This window comes from Streptomyces sp. NPDC044003, from assembly GCF_056435185.1.
Map to the genome: position 1 here is coordinate 528,966 of NZ_JBWKFA010000003.1, position 14,252 is coordinate 543,217.

At 72.6% G+C, this 14,252-nt stretch carries 15 protein-coding genes; 3 read left to right on the forward strand and 12 right to left on the reverse strand.

The window, feature by feature from the left end:
• Positions 1 to 51: 51 nt before the first annotated feature.
• Together AC07AW_RS14395 and AC07AW_RS14400 are read right to left on the reverse strand one after the other, a co-directional pair.
• Positions 52 to 747: an alpha/beta hydrolase gene (locus AC07AW_RS14395; RefSeq protein ID WP_478815751.1), complete on the reverse strand. Its 696-nt coding sequence runs from the start codon at positions 745 to 747 to the stop codon at positions 52 to 54.
• 19 nt (positions 748 to 766) lie between these two features.
• Positions 767 to 1,609: an alpha/beta fold hydrolase gene (locus AC07AW_RS14400; RefSeq protein ID WP_478815752.1), complete on the reverse strand. Its 843-nt coding sequence runs from the start codon at positions 1,607 to 1,609 to the stop codon at positions 767 to 769.
• A 455-nt stretch (positions 1,610 to 2,064) separates the two neighbouring features.
• Here AC07AW_RS14400 and AC07AW_RS14405 point away from each other — a divergent pair, with 455 nt between their 5' ends.
• Positions 2,065 to 2,166, forward strand: a complete 102-nt coding sequence (locus AC07AW_RS14405; RefSeq protein ID WP_478816243.1) for a LuxR C-terminal-related transcriptional regulator — start codon at positions 2,065 to 2,067, stop codon at positions 2,164 to 2,166.
• A 43-nt stretch (positions 2,167 to 2,209) separates the two neighbouring features.
• Here AC07AW_RS14405 and AC07AW_RS14410 read toward each other — a convergent pair whose 3' ends face one another.
• Together AC07AW_RS14410 and AC07AW_RS14415 are read right to left on the reverse strand one after the other, a co-directional pair.
• Positions 2,210 to 2,815 (reverse strand): GOLPH3/VPS74 family protein, encoded by a 606-nt coding sequence (locus AC07AW_RS14410; RefSeq protein WP_478815753.1) that lies wholly within the window; start codon positions 2,813 to 2,815, stop codon positions 2,210 to 2,212.
• Between the two features lie 132 nt (positions 2,816 to 2,947).
• The gene (locus tag AC07AW_RS14415) at positions 2,948 to 3,508 is read right to left on the reverse strand and encodes a TetR family transcriptional regulator (protein ID WP_478815754.1); all 561 of its coding nucleotides are present in this window, start codon (positions 3,506 to 3,508) and stop codon (positions 2,948 to 2,950) included.
• Between the two features lie 140 nt (positions 3,509 to 3,648).
• On the opposite strand from AC07AW_RS14415, the gene AC07AW_RS14420 reads away from it, so the two are divergent.
• A complete protein-coding gene (locus AC07AW_RS14420) occupies positions 3,649 to 4,116 on the forward strand; it encodes a DUF6463 family protein (RefSeq protein WP_478815755.1) in 468 nt (155 codons plus the stop codon).
• 102 nt (positions 4,117 to 4,218) lie between these two features.
• Here the strand turns inward: AC07AW_RS14420 and AC07AW_RS14425 are convergent, their stop codons facing one another.
• The 8 genes from AC07AW_RS14425 to AC07AW_RS14460 all read right to left on the reverse strand — a co-directional run bounded on the left by AC07AW_RS14425 (position 4,219) and on the right by AC07AW_RS14460 (position 12,602).
• A complete protein-coding gene (locus tag AC07AW_RS14425; RefSeq protein ID WP_478815756.1) occupies positions 4,219 to 4,830 on the reverse strand; it encodes a TetR/AcrR family transcriptional regulator in 612 nt (203 codons plus the stop codon).
• A gap of 118 nt (positions 4,831 to 4,948) precedes the next feature.
• Positions 4,949 to 5,809: a 3-hydroxybutyryl-CoA dehydrogenase gene (locus AC07AW_RS14430; protein ID WP_478815757.1), complete on the reverse strand. Its 861-nt coding sequence runs from the start codon at positions 5,807 to 5,809 to the stop codon at positions 4,949 to 4,951.
• On the reverse strand, positions 5,806 to 6,996 hold the full coding sequence (locus AC07AW_RS14435; protein WP_478815758.1) for an acyl-CoA dehydrogenase family protein: 1,191 nt from the start codon (positions 6,994 to 6,996) through the stop codon (positions 5,806 to 5,808). The genes AC07AW_RS14430 and AC07AW_RS14435 overlap by 4 nt, the downstream gene beginning before the upstream one ends.
• 234 nt (positions 6,997 to 7,230) lie before the next feature.
• Positions 7,231 to 8,406, reverse strand: a complete 1,176-nt coding sequence (locus tag AC07AW_RS14440) for an acyl-CoA dehydrogenase family protein (protein WP_478815759.1) — start codon at positions 8,404 to 8,406, stop codon at positions 7,231 to 7,233.
• A gap of 33 nt (positions 8,407 to 8,439) precedes the next feature.
• Positions 8,440 to 10,515 (reverse strand): acetate--CoA ligase family protein, encoded by a 2,076-nt coding sequence (locus AC07AW_RS14445; protein ID WP_478815760.1) that lies wholly within the window; start codon positions 10,513 to 10,515, stop codon positions 8,440 to 8,442.
• Position 10,516: 1 nt separating this feature from the next.
• Positions 10,517 to 10,708: a ferredoxin gene (locus tag AC07AW_RS14450; protein ID WP_478815761.1), complete on the reverse strand. Its 192-nt coding sequence runs from the start codon at positions 10,706 to 10,708 to the stop codon at positions 10,517 to 10,519.
• On the reverse strand, positions 10,705 to 12,174 hold the full coding sequence (locus tag AC07AW_RS14455) for an NADH-ubiquinone oxidoreductase-F iron-sulfur binding region domain-containing protein (protein ID WP_478815762.1): 1,470 nt from the start codon (positions 12,172 to 12,174) through the stop codon (positions 10,705 to 10,707). Before AC07AW_RS14455 ends, AC07AW_RS14450 begins: the two co-directional genes overlap by 4 nt.
• Positions 12,171 to 12,602 (reverse strand): hypothetical protein, encoded by a 432-nt coding sequence (locus AC07AW_RS14460; protein WP_478815763.1) that lies wholly within the window; start codon positions 12,600 to 12,602, stop codon positions 12,171 to 12,173. Before AC07AW_RS14460 ends, AC07AW_RS14455 begins: the two co-directional genes overlap by 4 nt.
• 347 nt (positions 12,603 to 12,949) lie before the next feature.
• On the opposite strand from AC07AW_RS14460, the gene AC07AW_RS14465 reads away from it, so the two are divergent.
• Entirely contained in the window at positions 12,950 to 14,167 is a 1,218-nt protein-coding gene (locus tag AC07AW_RS14465; RefSeq protein WP_478815764.1) for an aromatic ring-hydroxylating oxygenase subunit alpha, read from the forward strand.
• Positions 14,168 to 14,252 lie beyond the last annotated feature (85 nt).

A 14,252-nucleotide genomic window follows, 5' to 3' on the forward strand; every position in this document is an offset into this window, starting at 1 on the left:
GGCCTGAGCCGTCGCGTGGAGCGGGCGGTTCAGGCCGGACCTGCGGGGCCGTCAGCCGGCGGTCTCGTTCGCGGCTGTCTCGATGAGGGCGACGACGGCCTCGGGCTGGGAGGCCAGGGAGGCGTGGCTCGCGTCGAGTTCGACGACCTTGCGAGGGTTCATCCGTGCGGCCATCCGGCGTTCGTTGTCCGGATCGATCATGCGGTCCTGGGTGGAGACCTGGTAATAGGTCGGCTTGTTGCGCCAGGCCGGGGCGGTGACGTTGTCGCCGAAGGTGGAGCCGAGCGGAGCCTTCTGGGTGACGGCCATGACCAGGCCCTCGTCCGGGGTGAGGTCCTGGCAGAAGCTTTCCAGGAACTTGTCCTGCTTGATCCACAGGTAGCCGTCGGAGTCGGGCGCGATGTTCTCGAAGGCGGCCGGCGGGTGCTCCTGGCTGATCTGGCCCGGGCTCTCGCCGGCGTCGGGGGCGAAGGCGGCGATGTAGACGAGGGCGGTGACGTTGGGCAGGTCGCCCGCCTCCGTGATGACGGCGCCGCCGTAGGAGTGACCGACCAGGACGACGGGGCCGTCGACCTGCTTGATCATCTTGCGGGTGCGTTCGGCGTCGTCGGCGAGTGAGGTCAGCGGGTTCTCGACGGCGTGGAGCTTGTCGTAACCACGCTTCTTCAGTTCGACGATGACGTTCGCCCAGTGGGCGGCGCCTCCCCAGAATCCGTGGACCAGCACGATGGTGGGTTTGTCGTTCATGGCTCTTCTTCCTTTGGCTTCAGCAGGTGGATTCGGCGGCCTCGTCGATCAGGCGGGTGACAGCGCCGGGGTGGGACATCATGGCGACGTGCGAGGAGTTGATCTCCACGGTGTGGGAGCCGGCCCGCTCGGCCTCGAAGCGCTCCAGGTCCGGGGCGATCGCCCTGTCCTGGCGGGCGACGAGGAACCAGGACGGGATCGTCTTCCAAGCGGCCACCTGGGCCTTCTCGGCGAAGCCGGCGGCCGTGATCGGTCGCTGCTCGACCGCCATGACCCGGGTCTGCTCCTCGGGCAGGTCGGCGGCGAAGACGCTGTGGAACTTGTCGTTCTGGATGTAGACGTCGATGCCACTGCCGGCGTTGTCGGTGTACGGGACGGGGCGCAGGGCGGTGCCGAGGTCGCTGCCGGGGAACTTCGTCGACAGCTCGGCGGGTGACTCGCCCGTGTCGGGCATGAACGCGGCGATGTAGACGAGGGCCTTGACGTTGGGATTGCCGGCCGCGGCGCTGCTGATGACGGCGCCGCCGTAGGAGTGGCCGACCAGGATGATCGGGCCCGCGATGCTCTTCAGGACGCTGGCGGTGTAGGTGGAGTCGTTGCTCAGGCCGCGCAGCGGGTTGGCGGGGGCCACGACGTTGTAGCCCTGATGCTGGAGCCGCTCGGCCACCTCGTTCCAGCCGGATGCGTCGGCGAACGCGCCATGCACGAGCACCACCGTCGGCTTGGTGCCGTGTGTCGCGCGAGCGCCGCTCTCGGACGCCGTCGCGGGCGTGACCGTCGCCGCCGCGGCAGCGATCAGCAGAGCGACGGCTCCGGCGGTGCGGCGCCTCGCGGACACGGCGGAGGGGACGAGCGTGGGCATGGGGGCTCCTGCGGGAAGGGGGAGGAGTGCCGCGGCTACTGAGGGTGAGTCTTACGACACCCCTGGTGCCCGGCACGGTGTGACGTCCGAGCGGGTGAGGGAGTGGGGCCCGATGGCGGCGGCCCGACGGCGAACCTCGCCGCCGCCGCGAAGAAGTGGACGCCCCGGCCCGACAAGCTCGGTCGGACGCCGAGGTTCGGCCCCTCCGGCTTCGAGGGCAACGCCGGCGAGCCGTACGCGTGGACGTTCACCGCCCCTGATCACGCCGTTGACGCCGACGCCCCGCGCGCCGCGCAGGCACTCCGGACGGCGTCGACCGACTCCGCCCCGCACACGAGTCTCTGGCCGGACTGGGCGCCCTCGGCGACGCCGACCATGGCGCGGATCTGCTGCGTGGGTACGGCGTCATCACGGGCCGGGCACGCAGAGGAGGGCGGAAGGCCTACGGCAACACCCTGTCACCGCGTGAGGCGGAGGTGATCGCCCATCTGGTACGCGGGCGGAGCAACAAGGAGATCGCCGACGGCATCCTCCCCGCGGCCGGCCACGCGCACTAGGTGTTCCGCCCCCGTCGGCCTCTGCCGTGGGACCGAACCGGACTCACGGTCCGCGCCAGAGGTTGGCGAAGGCTGCGTTCTCGATGGTCCGCCTCTGGCGTACGGCCTCCAGCTCCATCACCGCGTCGTGGACGGCCGCCACGACCGTCGTCGTCGCCTCGTCATCGAGGCCGGGCTCGATGTCGGACCGTTCGACGGCGATGCCCACGGCCGAGGCGAGGGCGGCCAGGACGGGTTCCCTCTCGTTCCAGCGGTCGGCTGCCCGGCGACGGGTGGGCGTGTCGACCGGTTCCACGAATTGCGGGCCGAAGGGCAACCGGCCGTGCGGCTTCCGCGTCAGCTCGCCGTCCGCCTCCAGCGCGGCCTGGTAAGCGGCCGAGAGGTCCCGGCCCCGGCGCCACAACCAGTCGTCGATCCGCTCGTGGGGCGCCTGCCGGGTGAGCTGTGCCGCAGCCTCGCCGAGGAGACGATCCTCCGGCGTCGCCGGCCCGCCCGGCACGATGCGGTCGCCGTCCACGGTGACCGCCCCCGCACCGATGAGATCGATCAGCTCGGCTCCCGCGAGTGCGAGCGACAGGTCACCCTGTCCCACAGCATGCTCCGGGCTCCGGTCTATCGCGATGATCAACAGGTCTTTCGCCGTGGTCATGAACGGCTCCCCTCGAAGACACCGACAAAGGTACGTCTCCACCGGCCCGGCCCGCATCCGTGGGCGCCGGGCCGGAGCCGAGAGGCGCTCGCGGCCTCGGCCCGAGTGCCGGCGGCGGCTGAGGCCGGAGCGTCAGGCCTGCCTCGGTCCGGTGGGCAGCAGGGCGCGGATCGTGGCGCGGACGTCGTCGAGGTCGACCGCTTCGGGGGCGACCCGCCACTGGGCGTGGAGGCCGATGACGGCGCCGACCAGGAGGACCGCGGTGGCCTCCGGGGTCGCGCCAGGAGGCAGGGCTGCGGCGGGGATGTGGGACTGCACGCCCTGCCGAAGGGCGGCGTGGAGGCGCGCGTAGTGCTCGCGGAGCGGCGAGCCGACCTCGACCGCCTCGGCGAGCAGGGTGATGAACAGGCGTGTGTCGGGCCGGCGGATGAAGTCCACCATCTGGTCGAGCGGATCACCGGGCGAGGGAGTGAACCCGGCCAGCACGGCCCGGAGTTGCTCATCGACCACGGCTTCCAGCAGGCCCAGCTTGTTGCCGAAGTGCCAGGGGATCGAGCCGCGGCTGATGTCGGCCCGGTCCGCGATGTCGATGAAGCTCGTCTGCCGGTACCCCTTCTCGGCGAACAGCTCGGCGGCGGCCGCGATCAGTAGCCGGCGGCTCTCCTGGGTGCGTTCGGCGCGTCGTGTTGCCATGCGGCCCATCTAACCAGCTGTGCCGATCAGCAGTGAAAGTGTTGGCAGGTATAGCCTGTGCTGACCGACATAGAAACTAGGGGGTTCTCGTGGGTGGGAAGAGTCATGCGTCGGGCCAAGGAGCGAACTCCGCGGCAAGGATGCTCCGTTGGGCCGCCGGAATCCTGATCGTGCTGGGCGTGGGGCACCTGGCCCTGCTGACGCTCACCGCCGGGGACGAGATCGCCGAGTGGGTGGATCACGGGATATGGGCAGCGGTCCCCCTGGCCCCGGGGGAGACCGACACCGTCGACGGGCTGGAGAACAAGATCGCCTTCTGGGCCGGCCCGGGCAGCTTCGCCGCACCGCTGGTCCTCCTCGGCTTCCTGATCCGGAACCTCGCCGTACGGGGGGTGACGGTGCCCGCCTCCATCGGCTGGGCCATCGTGACGTGGTGCGCGGTGGGCGGTGTCCTGCTCGTACCGTCGCCGTTCTTCGTCGGAATCGTCCCGGGAGCGCTCGTCATCTTCGCGGCACGAAGGGATCAGGCACGCAACGGCCCGCAGAGCGGCGCTCACACAGCCGTGGCCACGGCGGAGACCGGCCGACCCGATGATCGGGGCCGGTGAACGCCATGGCAGTCGAGGCGGCCGGCCCTTCGGGGCCGGAATCGCCCGCCCCAGGGAGCTACGAGATCCCCTGAGCCGGGTGGGCGTACCCGACGCCTCTGCTCAGTTCTCCGGGAACTCCGGGTCGATCCCGAGGGTGGGGGCGATGGTTCCCCAGATCGTCGACCGGGCCGTGGCCAGGTCGACCCTGGGGTCGTCCAGCATCACGCGAATGCCGAGCCCGTCGCAGAGCGCCAGCACCAAGGTGCTGAGCGCGGTGACGTCGCACTCCTTGAACTCTCCCGATTCGATGCCGCGTTCGACCGCGCCGGCGACCCAGACATGCAGCTGGTCGTACAGGTCGACAGCGAGGTGACGCGCCGCCGGGTCGCGCTGTGCGCGCACCCACAGCTCCTGCCAGAGCTTCCAGTCCTGACGGAGTTCCGAGTCCGTCGGCAGCATGCTGCGCAGGATGCGGGCCAGCAGCACGGTGGCCGGGACCGAGTCGGCGTCGGCCTCGGTGTCCGCACCGGTCTGGGCGAAGGAGTGCGTCATCGCCTCGGCGAAGAGCTTCTCGCGGGTGTCGAAGTGGTAGTGCAGCAAGGCCTTCGACACGCCCGCGTGTTCGGCGACCTTCCGCATGCTGATGTTCTCGAAGCCGATCTCGGCGATCACTTCGCACGCGGCCCTGAGGATCCGCTCCCGCGTCTCGAGTGCGCGCTCGGCCTTGGTCACGTTGGCTACTCCCCGTTTCGGCGCCCGCGGCGCGGACGGGTGGGCCCGGCTGCCGGGCCCACCTGCTCATCATCCTCGCGCATTCCGCCCCCGGACTGCCTCCGTCCGGGGGCGGCGGTCACGGATACGTGTGGAACCCCCGGCCCGTCTTGCGGCCGAGCAGGCCCGCGTCCACCATCCGCGCGAGGAGCGGGGGCGGGGCGTACAGCGGCTCGCGGTACTCCGCGTACATCGACTGAGCGATGGCCCGGACCGTGTCGAGGCCGATGAGGTCGGCCAGGGCGAGCGGTCCGAGCGGATGGGCGCAGCCCAGGGTCATGCCCCGGTCGATGTCCTCGGCCGATGCGGTGCCGGCATCGGCCATCCGCACGGCGGCCAGCAGGTACGGCACAAGCAGCGCGTTCACCACGAACCCCGCCCGGTCCCGGGCGCGGACGACCCGCTTGCCGAGGACGCCGGAAGCGAACTCCTCCGCGCGCCGGACCGTGTCCTCGCCGGTGAGCAGGGACGGCACCAGCTCGACGAGAGGGAGCACCGGGACGGGGTTGAAGAAGTGGAGACCGATCACCTGGGCCGGCCGCGAAGTGGCGGCCGCCAGCCGGACGACAGGGAGGGAGGAGGTGTTCGTCGCCAGGACGGCGTCCCGGCGCTCCACCGCCGCGTCGAGCCGGGCGAAGACCTCCGTCTTCGCCCGCCCGTCCTCCGCCACCGCCTCGACCACCAGGTCGCGGTCGGCCAGCCGGTCCATGTCGGTGGCCATCGTGATCCGCCCGGCCGCGGCCTCCCGTTCGGCGGCGGAGAGCTTCCCGGCGGCCGCGGCCCGGGACAGCGAGCGAGCGATCCGCTTCCGGCCGGCTTCCGCCGCCGCCCTGTCCGTCTCCACCACCACGACGTCCCGGCCGGCACGGGCGCAGACCTCGGCGATGCCGGAGCCCATCAGACCGCAGCCCACGACTCCGATCCGCTCGACATCGCTCACCGGTCCTCCGCGCCCCGGGCGGCGGCCGGCATCTGCAGGACGCCCGTTCCGCGCTTGACGAGTTCGCCCGCGACGATCAGGCGCTGGATCTCGGAGGTGCCCTCCCAGATGCGGTCGACGCGCAGCTCGCGGTAGAGGCGCTCGACGGGGTACGAGCGGTCGTAGCCGCGTCCGCCGAAGATCTGCAGGCAGCGGTCGACGACGCGGCCGGAGGCCTCGCTCGCCGCCAGCTTGGCGATCGCCGCCTTGGCGTGCAGGGTCTTCCGGTCGACGAGGCCCTCGTCGACCTCCCAGGCGACCTGGTGGGTGTAGGCGCGGTTGACGGCGATGTCGACGGCGCTGTCGGCGAGCATGCCCTGGATGAGCTGGAAGTCGGCGATGGGGGAGCCGAACTGGCGGCGCTCGACCGCCCAGTCACGGGCGAGTTCCAAGGCCCGTTCGGCGGCGCCGATGGTGCGGGCGGCGATCATCAGGCGCTCCTCGGTGAACCAGGAGCGGGTGATGTCGTAGCCGTCGCCGACCTCGCCGAGGACCGCGTCGTCGCCCACGTGCACATCGGTGAAGGTGAACTCCGGGTGCTCGTAGACGAAGGTGTGCATCCAGCGGGGCACCCGGGTCATCTCCACGCCCGGCGTGTCCTTGTCCACGAGGAACAGGGTCGGTGCCCGTTCCTCGCCGGCCGCCGCGAGCACGATCATGAAGTCGGCGTGGTCGCCGACGGTGACGAACCACTTCTCGCCGTTCAGTACCCAGCCGCCGCTGGTCCGGGTCGCCGTGGTCGTGATGCCCTGCGGGTCGGAGCCGGCCTCCGGCTCGCTCACCGCGTAGCAGTCGCGGCGCCGTCCGTGGATCACGGGGACGAGGTACCGCTCGCGCTGCTCGGGCGTGCAGAAGGACAGGGCGTTGGCCGGCCGCCACACCATGTCCCACAGCGCGCCGGTGAGCCGCCCGAGCTCCGCCTGGACGGTGACCTGCTCCAGGATGGTGAGGCCCGCGCCGCCCCACTCCACCGGCATGTTGACGGCCTGCAGGCCGCTGTCGAGGACGGCGTCCCGGATCTCGGTGTGGGCCTGCGGCGGCAGGCCGTTGTTCTCCTCGCAGTCGAGCTCGTACTTCATGATGAACTCGGTCAGCGCGCGCGCCGCGCTCCTGAGCTCTTCCTGACGGGCGGTGAGACGGAAGTCCATGCCGGTGAGTCCTCCGGATCGGGGTGGGGAAGGGGCTACGGACGGTGGATGCGGCTTCAGGTGGTGGAAGCGGGCTTCGGACGGTGGATGCGGCTTCAGGTGGTGGAAGCGGGCTTCGGACGGTGGAAGCGGCTTCAGGTGGTGGAAGCGGGCTTCGGACGGTGGAAGCGGCTTCAGGTGGTGGAAGCGGGCTTCGGACGGTGGAAGCGGGCTTCCAGCGGTGGATGCGGGCTTTCAGACCGTGGTGGGCAGGGCGAGAGCCCGGGTGCCGCGCTTGATCAGCTCGTTGGCGATGATCAGCCGCTGGATCTCGGAGGTGCCCTCCCAGATGCGGTCGACGCGCAGCTCGCGATACATGCGCTCGACGGGGTACGAGCGGTCGTAGCCGCGCCCGCCGAAGATCTGCACGCACCGGTCGATCACCCGCCCTGCGGCCTCGCTCGCGGCGAGCTTCGCCGTCGAGGCCTTGGCGTGCAGCGTCTTGCGGTCGGTCTCGGGCCGGTCGGCCTCCCAGGCGACCTGGTGGGTGTAGGCGCGGTTGACGGCGATGTCGACGGCGCTGTCGGCGAGCATGCCCTGGATCAGCTGGAAGTCGGCGATGGGGGAGCCGAACTGGCGGCGCTCGACCGCCCAGTCACGGGCGAGTTCCAGAGCGCGCTCGGCGGCGCCGATCGTCCGCGCGGCGATCATCAGCCGCTCGTCGGTGAACCATTCCTTGGTCAGCTCGTAGCCGTCGCCGACACCGCCGAGCACGTCCTCGTCGGGGACGAAGACGTCGGTGAAGGTGAACTCGGGGTGCCCGTTCACCGCGGAGTGCATGAAACGGGGGACGCGCGTCATCTCGACCCCGGGCGCCTGCTTGTCGACGAAGAACAGGGTCGCGGCCCGCTCCGGGCCGGCGTCGGCCTGCACCAGCAGGAAGTCGGCGATGTCCCCGCAGGTGACGAACCACTTCTCGCCGTTCAGCAGCCAGCCGCCCGCGGTGCGGGTCGCGGTGCTCGAACCGGAGCCGGGGTCCGATCCGGCGCCGGGCTCGGTCACCGCGAACGCGTCGAAACGCTCGCCCCGGATCACGGGCAGCAGGTACTTCTCGCGCTGGGCCTCGGTGCCGTACGCGAGGACGTTGGCGGGCCGCCAGGGGATGTCCCACAGGCAGTTGGTGACCTTGCCGAACTCCTCCTCGACGATGACCTGGTCCAGCAGGGACAGTCCGGCGCCGCCCCACTCGGAGGGCATGTTGATGGCGTAGACGCCGGCGTCGACGGCGGCCCGGGTCAGTTCCCGGACGGTGTCGGCGGGCAGGGGGCCGCCCGTCTCCTCGGACTGGTCCTCGTACCGCATCAGGAGCTGTGCGTAGGCGGCCGCGCGGGCCTTCAGCCGGACCTGCTCGGGGGTGTAGCGGAAGTCCATCGTGTCTCCTCCGGAGGGTGGTGGCGGGGCGGGTCAGTGCAGGACGGCCCGTGCGTCCAGGGCCAGGGCGCCGTCCGGACGGACCAGCAGGGGGTTGACCTCCAGCTCGGCGATCTCCGGATGCGCGGCGGCCACGGTGGTGATGCGCTCGATCACGGCCGCCGCGGCGGGGATGTCGACGGCCGGCCGGCCGCGTACGCCCCCCAGGAGCGCGGCGGTCCGCAGGCCGCGCAGCAGGTCCTCCGCCCGGCCGGCCGGTACGGGCGCGAGCGAGAAGGCGACGTCGCGCAGGGTCTCGGTGAGGACTCCGCCGAGCCCGACCATGGCCACGGGCCCGAACCGGGGGTCGTGGTTCACGCCCACGATGAGTTCGACACCGTCGGTCAGGTCGGCCATCGCCTCGACCGAGTACGCGGGCGCGCCGAGCCGGGTGTGCATCGCGCGGTACGCGGCGAGCAGGGCGTCGCGGTCGGCAAGCCGGAGCGCCACACCGCCGGCGTCGGACTTGTGCAGGAGGTGCAGTGCCTTGAGCACGTACGGGCCGTCGAACTCCTCGGCCGCGGCGAGCAGTCCGGCCTCGTCGGTGATCTCGCGCGCGGGCGGGAAGGGCACCCCGGCAGCGCCGAGCAGCGCCCGTACCCCGTGGTATCCCGGGTCCCGCAGCGGGTCGGCGGCGGGTGGCGGCGCGGGCACACCGTGGGGTCCGGCGGTGGCCCGGCCGGTCATCGCCGCCAGCGCGCGGGCGGCGTCCTCGGTGGCGGCGAACACCGGTACCCCGGCCTCGGCAAGCACCCGGCAGCTCGGCGACCGGGGGTACATCGACTGCACGACCAGCGGCTTCGGCGCCGAGGCGAGCTGCGCGACGATCTCCTTCGCGGCCCGCGTCTCGCCCTCCGCGAGCACGGAGCCGCCGGTCGGGCCGCCGCCGAGCCCTCCCTCGGATGCGGCGTAGCCACCGAAGTAGCCGGTCATGAGGACGGCGTCGACCTCGTCGGCCGCCAGCAGTTCCGCGACCGTGTCGGCGTACGAGAGGGGGCGCTGCTCGCCCATGCCCGCGAGGTCGACCGGGTTGCCGACCGCGGACTGCTCCCACAGTGCGGTCCTCAGCCGGTCCTGCGTCGGCCCGGAGAGCTCGGGCACGTCGAGCCCCGCGTCCTCGGCCGCGTCGGCGGCGACGGCACCGTGGCCGCCGCCGTCGGTGAAGACGGCGGTCCGTCGTCCCCTCGACCGCGGTCCCCGCCCGGTGCCGAGGGCGGCCAGCACCACCGTCATCTCCCGTGGCGTACGCACCAGTTCCACGCCGGCGTCGCGGCAGGCGGCGGCCACCACGTCGGCCGAGGAGGTCAGCGCCCCGGTGTGCGACTGGGCGCTGCGGGCGGAGGCGCCGCCCCGGCCCGCGGTGAGCAGGACCACCGGCTTGCCCGCTGCGGAGGCGGCCCGGGCGAAGGCCCGGCCGTCGCCGAAGTCCTCGGCGTACACGGCGATGGCCGAGGTGGCCTCGTGCAGGGCGCAGTCCTCGACGAGGTCGACGAGGGTGACGTCGGCCTGGTTGCCGAGCGAGACGAAGCGGGAGAAGCCCAGGCCGTGCGGGGCGCCGCGGAGCTGGAGTTCGAGGGCGAGGTTGCCGCTCTGGCTGAGCAGGGCGACGCCTCCGGGCGCGAACCGGTCCGAGGCGAGGTACAGCTCGGTGGTGTTGTCGGCGATGCCCAGGCAGTTGGGCCCGACGAGGACGGCCCCGGCGGCCCGGACGCGCTCGGCGACCGCCCGCTGGCGGGCCAGGCCCGCGGCACCGGCCTCCGCGAAGCCGGCGGTGATGGCGACGATCGCCTTCGCGCCACACGCCAGCGCGTCGTCCACGGCCGCCTCGAACCCGGCGCCGGGGACGGAGATCACCACCAGCTCGACGGGCTCGCCGATCGCGCCGAGCGAGGTGGCGGAGGTCCTGCCGAGGACGGTGCCGCCGCGCCGGTTCACCAGGTGCACGGGCCGCCGGCCGGGGGCTCGCAGCGCCTGGGAGGCCACCGCGTGGCCGTACTTGGCCGGGTCGTCGCTGGCGCCGACGACGGCGACCGAGGCCGGGTCGAAGAGTGCGGTCAGATCACGTCCCATCTCAGCGCTCCACTCGGAGCGCGGAGTTGGGGCAGCTCTCGGCGCAGGTGCGCGCGGATTCCTCGGCGGTGGGTGGCACGTCGAGGACGATGACCTTCGCGTATCCCCATTCGTCGAGTTCGATCAGCTCCGGGGCGTGTTCCTGGCACAGCCCGTAGCCCTGGCAGCGGGTGGAGTCCAGCAGGAGTTTCATGGCGTCGTTCCTTTCAGCGCCGGAAGCGGGGTACGGGCGGTCGGTGCGTCGGCGACCCCGGGCACGGGCACGGCGAGGCGGTGCGGGTCGATCCCGCGAGCGCAGGCGGGGCAGGGAGCGTCGAGGTGGGAGCGGACGAGTGCGGGGAAGGCGCGCAGGAGGCTCCCGGCGTTGGCCGCGGCGGCATCGAGCAGACCGCAGGCGCCGCGTCCGGGCAGGTCCGCCGCCCACCGCTCCAGGTGCGCCACGGTGTCCGGGCCGGCAGAGCCCGCGGCGAGGGCGGTCAGGGCTCCGCTGACGGCCGCCGTCCCCGAGACACAGACGCCGCACTGCCGGGAGCTCTCGGACGCCAGGTGGCCGACGGCGTCGGCGGCGACGGTCACCGGGCAGGCTCGGCGGGTGAGGAAGCGGACGGCTCCACAGCCCAGCGCGGAGCCCGCCGCGGCCAGCGCGTCCGGTTCGAGGGGGAGGTCCAGGGCGGAGACGTCGACGAGTCCGCCGAACAGCCCGCCCATCAGGGCCCCGGCCGCGTCCGGCGTGCCGTGGGCGTCCGCGAGGGCACGCAGAGGGGTGCCGTACGGGACCTCGGTGAGCAGCGGTGCGCCGGGCCCGCCGGAGAGCGTCACCAGGGTGGTCCGGGCGATGCGCCGGCGCAGGTCGGGCCGGGCGGCGATGAGGGCCATGCGGGCGAGGGTCTCGACGTTGGCGACCAAGGTCGGCGCGCCGCCCACGCCCCGTTCGAAGGGGCGGGGTAGCTTGGCGGTGGGGAGGGCGGGACCGCCGTCGATCCTGCGGACCACCGCGCTCTCCTCGCCGGCCACGTAGGTGCGGTCGGTCTCGACCACCTCGACGGGCAGGCGCGGTTCGTGTGCGGCGAGGGCCTGGCGGACGCGCGCGGCGGCCTCCGGGTCCGAGAGGTAGACGTAGCCGCGGGCGGCCCCGGTGATCGCGGCGGCCAGGGCGAGGCCGTCCAGGACCAGGTGGGGGCGGGCCCGCAGCAGCCAGCGGTCCTTGACCGAACCCGGCTCGCCCTCCTCGCCGTTGGCCACCACGACCGGGGCGCCGCAGTGGTCCCGTGTGCCGCGGTCGAGGGCGGCTCCGTCGCGTACGGCTTTGTCACGTTCGGCTCCGTCACGTTCGGCTCCTTCGCGCACGGCTCCGTCACGTACGGCTCCCTCACGTACGGCTCCGTCACGTTCGGCTCCTTCACGCACGGCTCCCTCACGCACGGCTCCCTCGCGTACGGCTCCGTCGCGCACCGCGCGGAGTTTGACGGCGGTCGGGAAGCCGGCGCCGCCACGGCCGCGCAGTCCGGAGTCGGCGAGGTGGCGGAGCAACTCGTCCGGGCCGGTCGTGTCGGCGTAGCCGCCTGTGGCCCGGTAGGCCTCGACGCTCTCCGTCACGTCGGGCGCGGCGCCGAGCACGCCGCCTGGGGGCGGTGCGGTCAGGTACCGGATCACGGTCATCGGGGGTCTCCTGTGCGGGTGGGGGTACGCAGGGCCCGTACCGCTTCTTCGAGTGCGGTGCGGTCCCCGGCGGTGCGGCCGTATCCCGCGCCCGGGAGGCCGATGAGCATGCGGTGGTGATCCAGGACCACCTCGGCGGTGAGCAGCGCGGCCGCGCGATCGCCGGGGCGGACCCCGGTGGCCACGGCGGTCACCAGGTCGGTGACCTCGGCGAGGTAGCGGAGCCAGCTGTGCCGGCTGCCGCGCAGGACCAGACGTTCCACGCGGTGCCGTTCGGCGGCCTCCAGGGCGGCTGTTGAGGCCGGGCCGCCCGCCGATGCCGTGGGCGGGCGGGGGAGCGAGGCGCGCAGGGCGGCGACCGCCGCGGGCAGTTCCCGCTCCGGCTCGGGGGTGAGACCGAGCCAGTCCAGACGCCGACGACCGCACATGCGTGCCTCCGGGAGGGGTGGGGTGCCGCCACAGCCGGGCCGGCGGTGGGGCGGGAGAGTGAGGCGGGGGTGGGGTGATCCGGGCCGTTCGCGGCCCCAGGACCAGCGCGAACGTCGAAGGACGCGACCGAGGCAAAAGGCATCACATTGACTGACCGATCGGTCAGCGACTCGATTCACGCTAGCTGACCGATCGGTCAGCGTGCAAGTCTTGACCCAGCGGAAATCAGCCAGCAATCTGGCTGTCCAATCGGTCAGCATGCTCGCGGCCTCCGCCCCGACGTGCTGCCCCTACTGGCACGCCTCGACATCCGATCGCCGTACGCACGGCATGGAGGAGTCACCCGATGCAGTCCAGAGCGCCAGAGACACCACTCGACGAGCCCGGCCGGGAGACTCCCCGCACGGCTCCGAGCCGCGAAGCCTCCGGCCCACAGATCTCCCGCCGGGACGACCCCGGGCCGGCGCTGGCGGCCCGCTACTACACCGATCCCGACGCGTCCGCCGCGGAGATGCGGCACGTCTTCGCCAAGGCGTGGCAGCTCGTCTGCCACGAGTCCGACCTGCCGAACCCCGGGGCCCGGCTCGCCGCCACCGTCGCGGACCGAGAAGTCCTGGTGGTCCGCACCGAGGACGGCGGCCTGGCCGCCCACCTCAACGTCTGCCGCCACCGGGGAACGAGACTCGTCACCGCCCCCGAGCGGGAGGGCAAGGCCATCCGCTGCCCGTACCACGGGTGGACCTACCGCCTCGACGGCAGCCTGGTGGGCGCCCCCGAGGCCCGACAGATCCCCTGCCTCGACAAGCCCCGGCTCGGCCTGTTCCCGGCCCGCGTCGAATCGTTCCTGGGCTTCGTCTTCGTCAACCTCGACATGGACGCCGTACCGCTGGCGGAACAGTGCGCGGGCCTGGCCGAGGAGATCGGCCACTACGCGGGAGCCGACCTGGTGCCCGTCGGCCGCGCCCGGATCCACGACCTGGCCGGCGCCGAGGTCCAGGAGGCCAACTGGAAGGTGGCCGTCGACAACTACCTGGAGGGCTACCACGTGCCGGTCGCCCATCCCGGACTGATGCGGCTGCTCGACTACCAGAACTACAGCTGCCGGACCGAGGAGTCGTACGCGCTCTTCGCCTCGCCCCTGCGCGACAAGCCCTCATCGAACTGGGCCGAGCGCCTCTACCAGCGCGTCGCCGCCCCCATGCCCGGCCTCGACGAGGCCGACCGCAGGGTCTGGCGGTACGCGGTGATCTACCCGAACACGCTCATCGACTTCTACCCCGACCACGTGCTGGCCTGGACCGCGATTCCGACGGCGGTGGACCGGGTGGCCGTACCCGGCGCGTTCTACACCCGCCGCGGTACGAGCCTGCGCACCCGGCTCGCCCGGCGCCTGAACATCCACATCGGCTGGATCACCAACGACGAGGACGCCGAACTGGTCGCCCGCGTCCAGAAGGGGCTCGCCACCCCCGGGTTCGAACCCGGACCCCTGTCGCGCCGCGAGTCCGCGGTCGGGTGGTTCGCCGCCCGCATCCGGGCCGACCTCGACGCCGCGGAGCGGTGAGCCGGGGCCCTACGCAGAACGAGAGCCACCCGTGCGCGCACCCCGGTACGTCCGCGCGCTGACGCACCGTTCGTTCCCCCCGCCG

Coding starts and splice junctions, on each gene's coding strand:
- AC07AW_RS14395 (WP_478815751.1), bottom strand. CDS start 747: ATGAACGACAAACCCACCATCGTGCTGGTCCACGGATTCTGGGGAGGC.
- AC07AW_RS14400 (WP_478815752.1), bottom strand. CDS start 1,609: ATGCCCACGCTCGTCCCCTCCGCCGTGTCCGCGAGGCGCCGCACCGCC.
- AC07AW_RS14410 (WP_478815753.1), bottom strand. CDS start 2,815: ATGACCACGGCGAAAGACCTGTTGATCATCGCGATAGACCGGAGCCCG.
- AC07AW_RS14415 (WP_478815754.1), bottom strand. CDS start 3,508: ATGGCAACACGACGCGCCGAACGCACCCAGGAGAGCCGCCGGCTACTG.
- AC07AW_RS14420 (WP_478815755.1), top strand. CDS start 3,649: ATGCTCCGTTGGGCCGCCGGAATCCTGATCGTGCTGGGCGTGGGGCAC.
- AC07AW_RS14435 (WP_478815758.1), bottom strand. CDS start 6,996: ATGGACTTCCGTCTCACCGCCCGTCAGGAAGAGCTCAGGAGCGCGGCG.
- AC07AW_RS14440 (WP_478815759.1), bottom strand. CDS start 8,406: ATGGACTTCCGCTACACCCCCGAGCAGGTCCGGCTGAAGGCCCGCGCG.
- AC07AW_RS14445 (WP_478815760.1), bottom strand. CDS start 10,515: ATGGGACGTGATCTGACCGCACTCTTCGACCCGGCCTCGGTCGCCGTC.
- AC07AW_RS14450 (WP_478815761.1), bottom strand. CDS start 10,708: ATGAAACTCCTGCTGGACTCCACCCGCTGCCAGGGCTACGGGCTGTGC.
- AC07AW_RS14455 (WP_478815762.1), bottom strand. CDS start 12,174: ATGACCGTGATCCGGTACCTGACCGCACCGCCCCCAGGCGGCGTGCTC.
- AC07AW_RS14460 (WP_478815763.1), bottom strand. CDS start 12,602: ATGTGCGGTCGTCGGCGTCTGGACTGGCTCGGTCTCACCCCCGAGCCG.
- AC07AW_RS14465 (WP_478815764.1), top strand. CDS start 12,950: ATGCAGTCCAGAGCGCCAGAGACACCACTCGACGAGCCCGGCCGGGAG.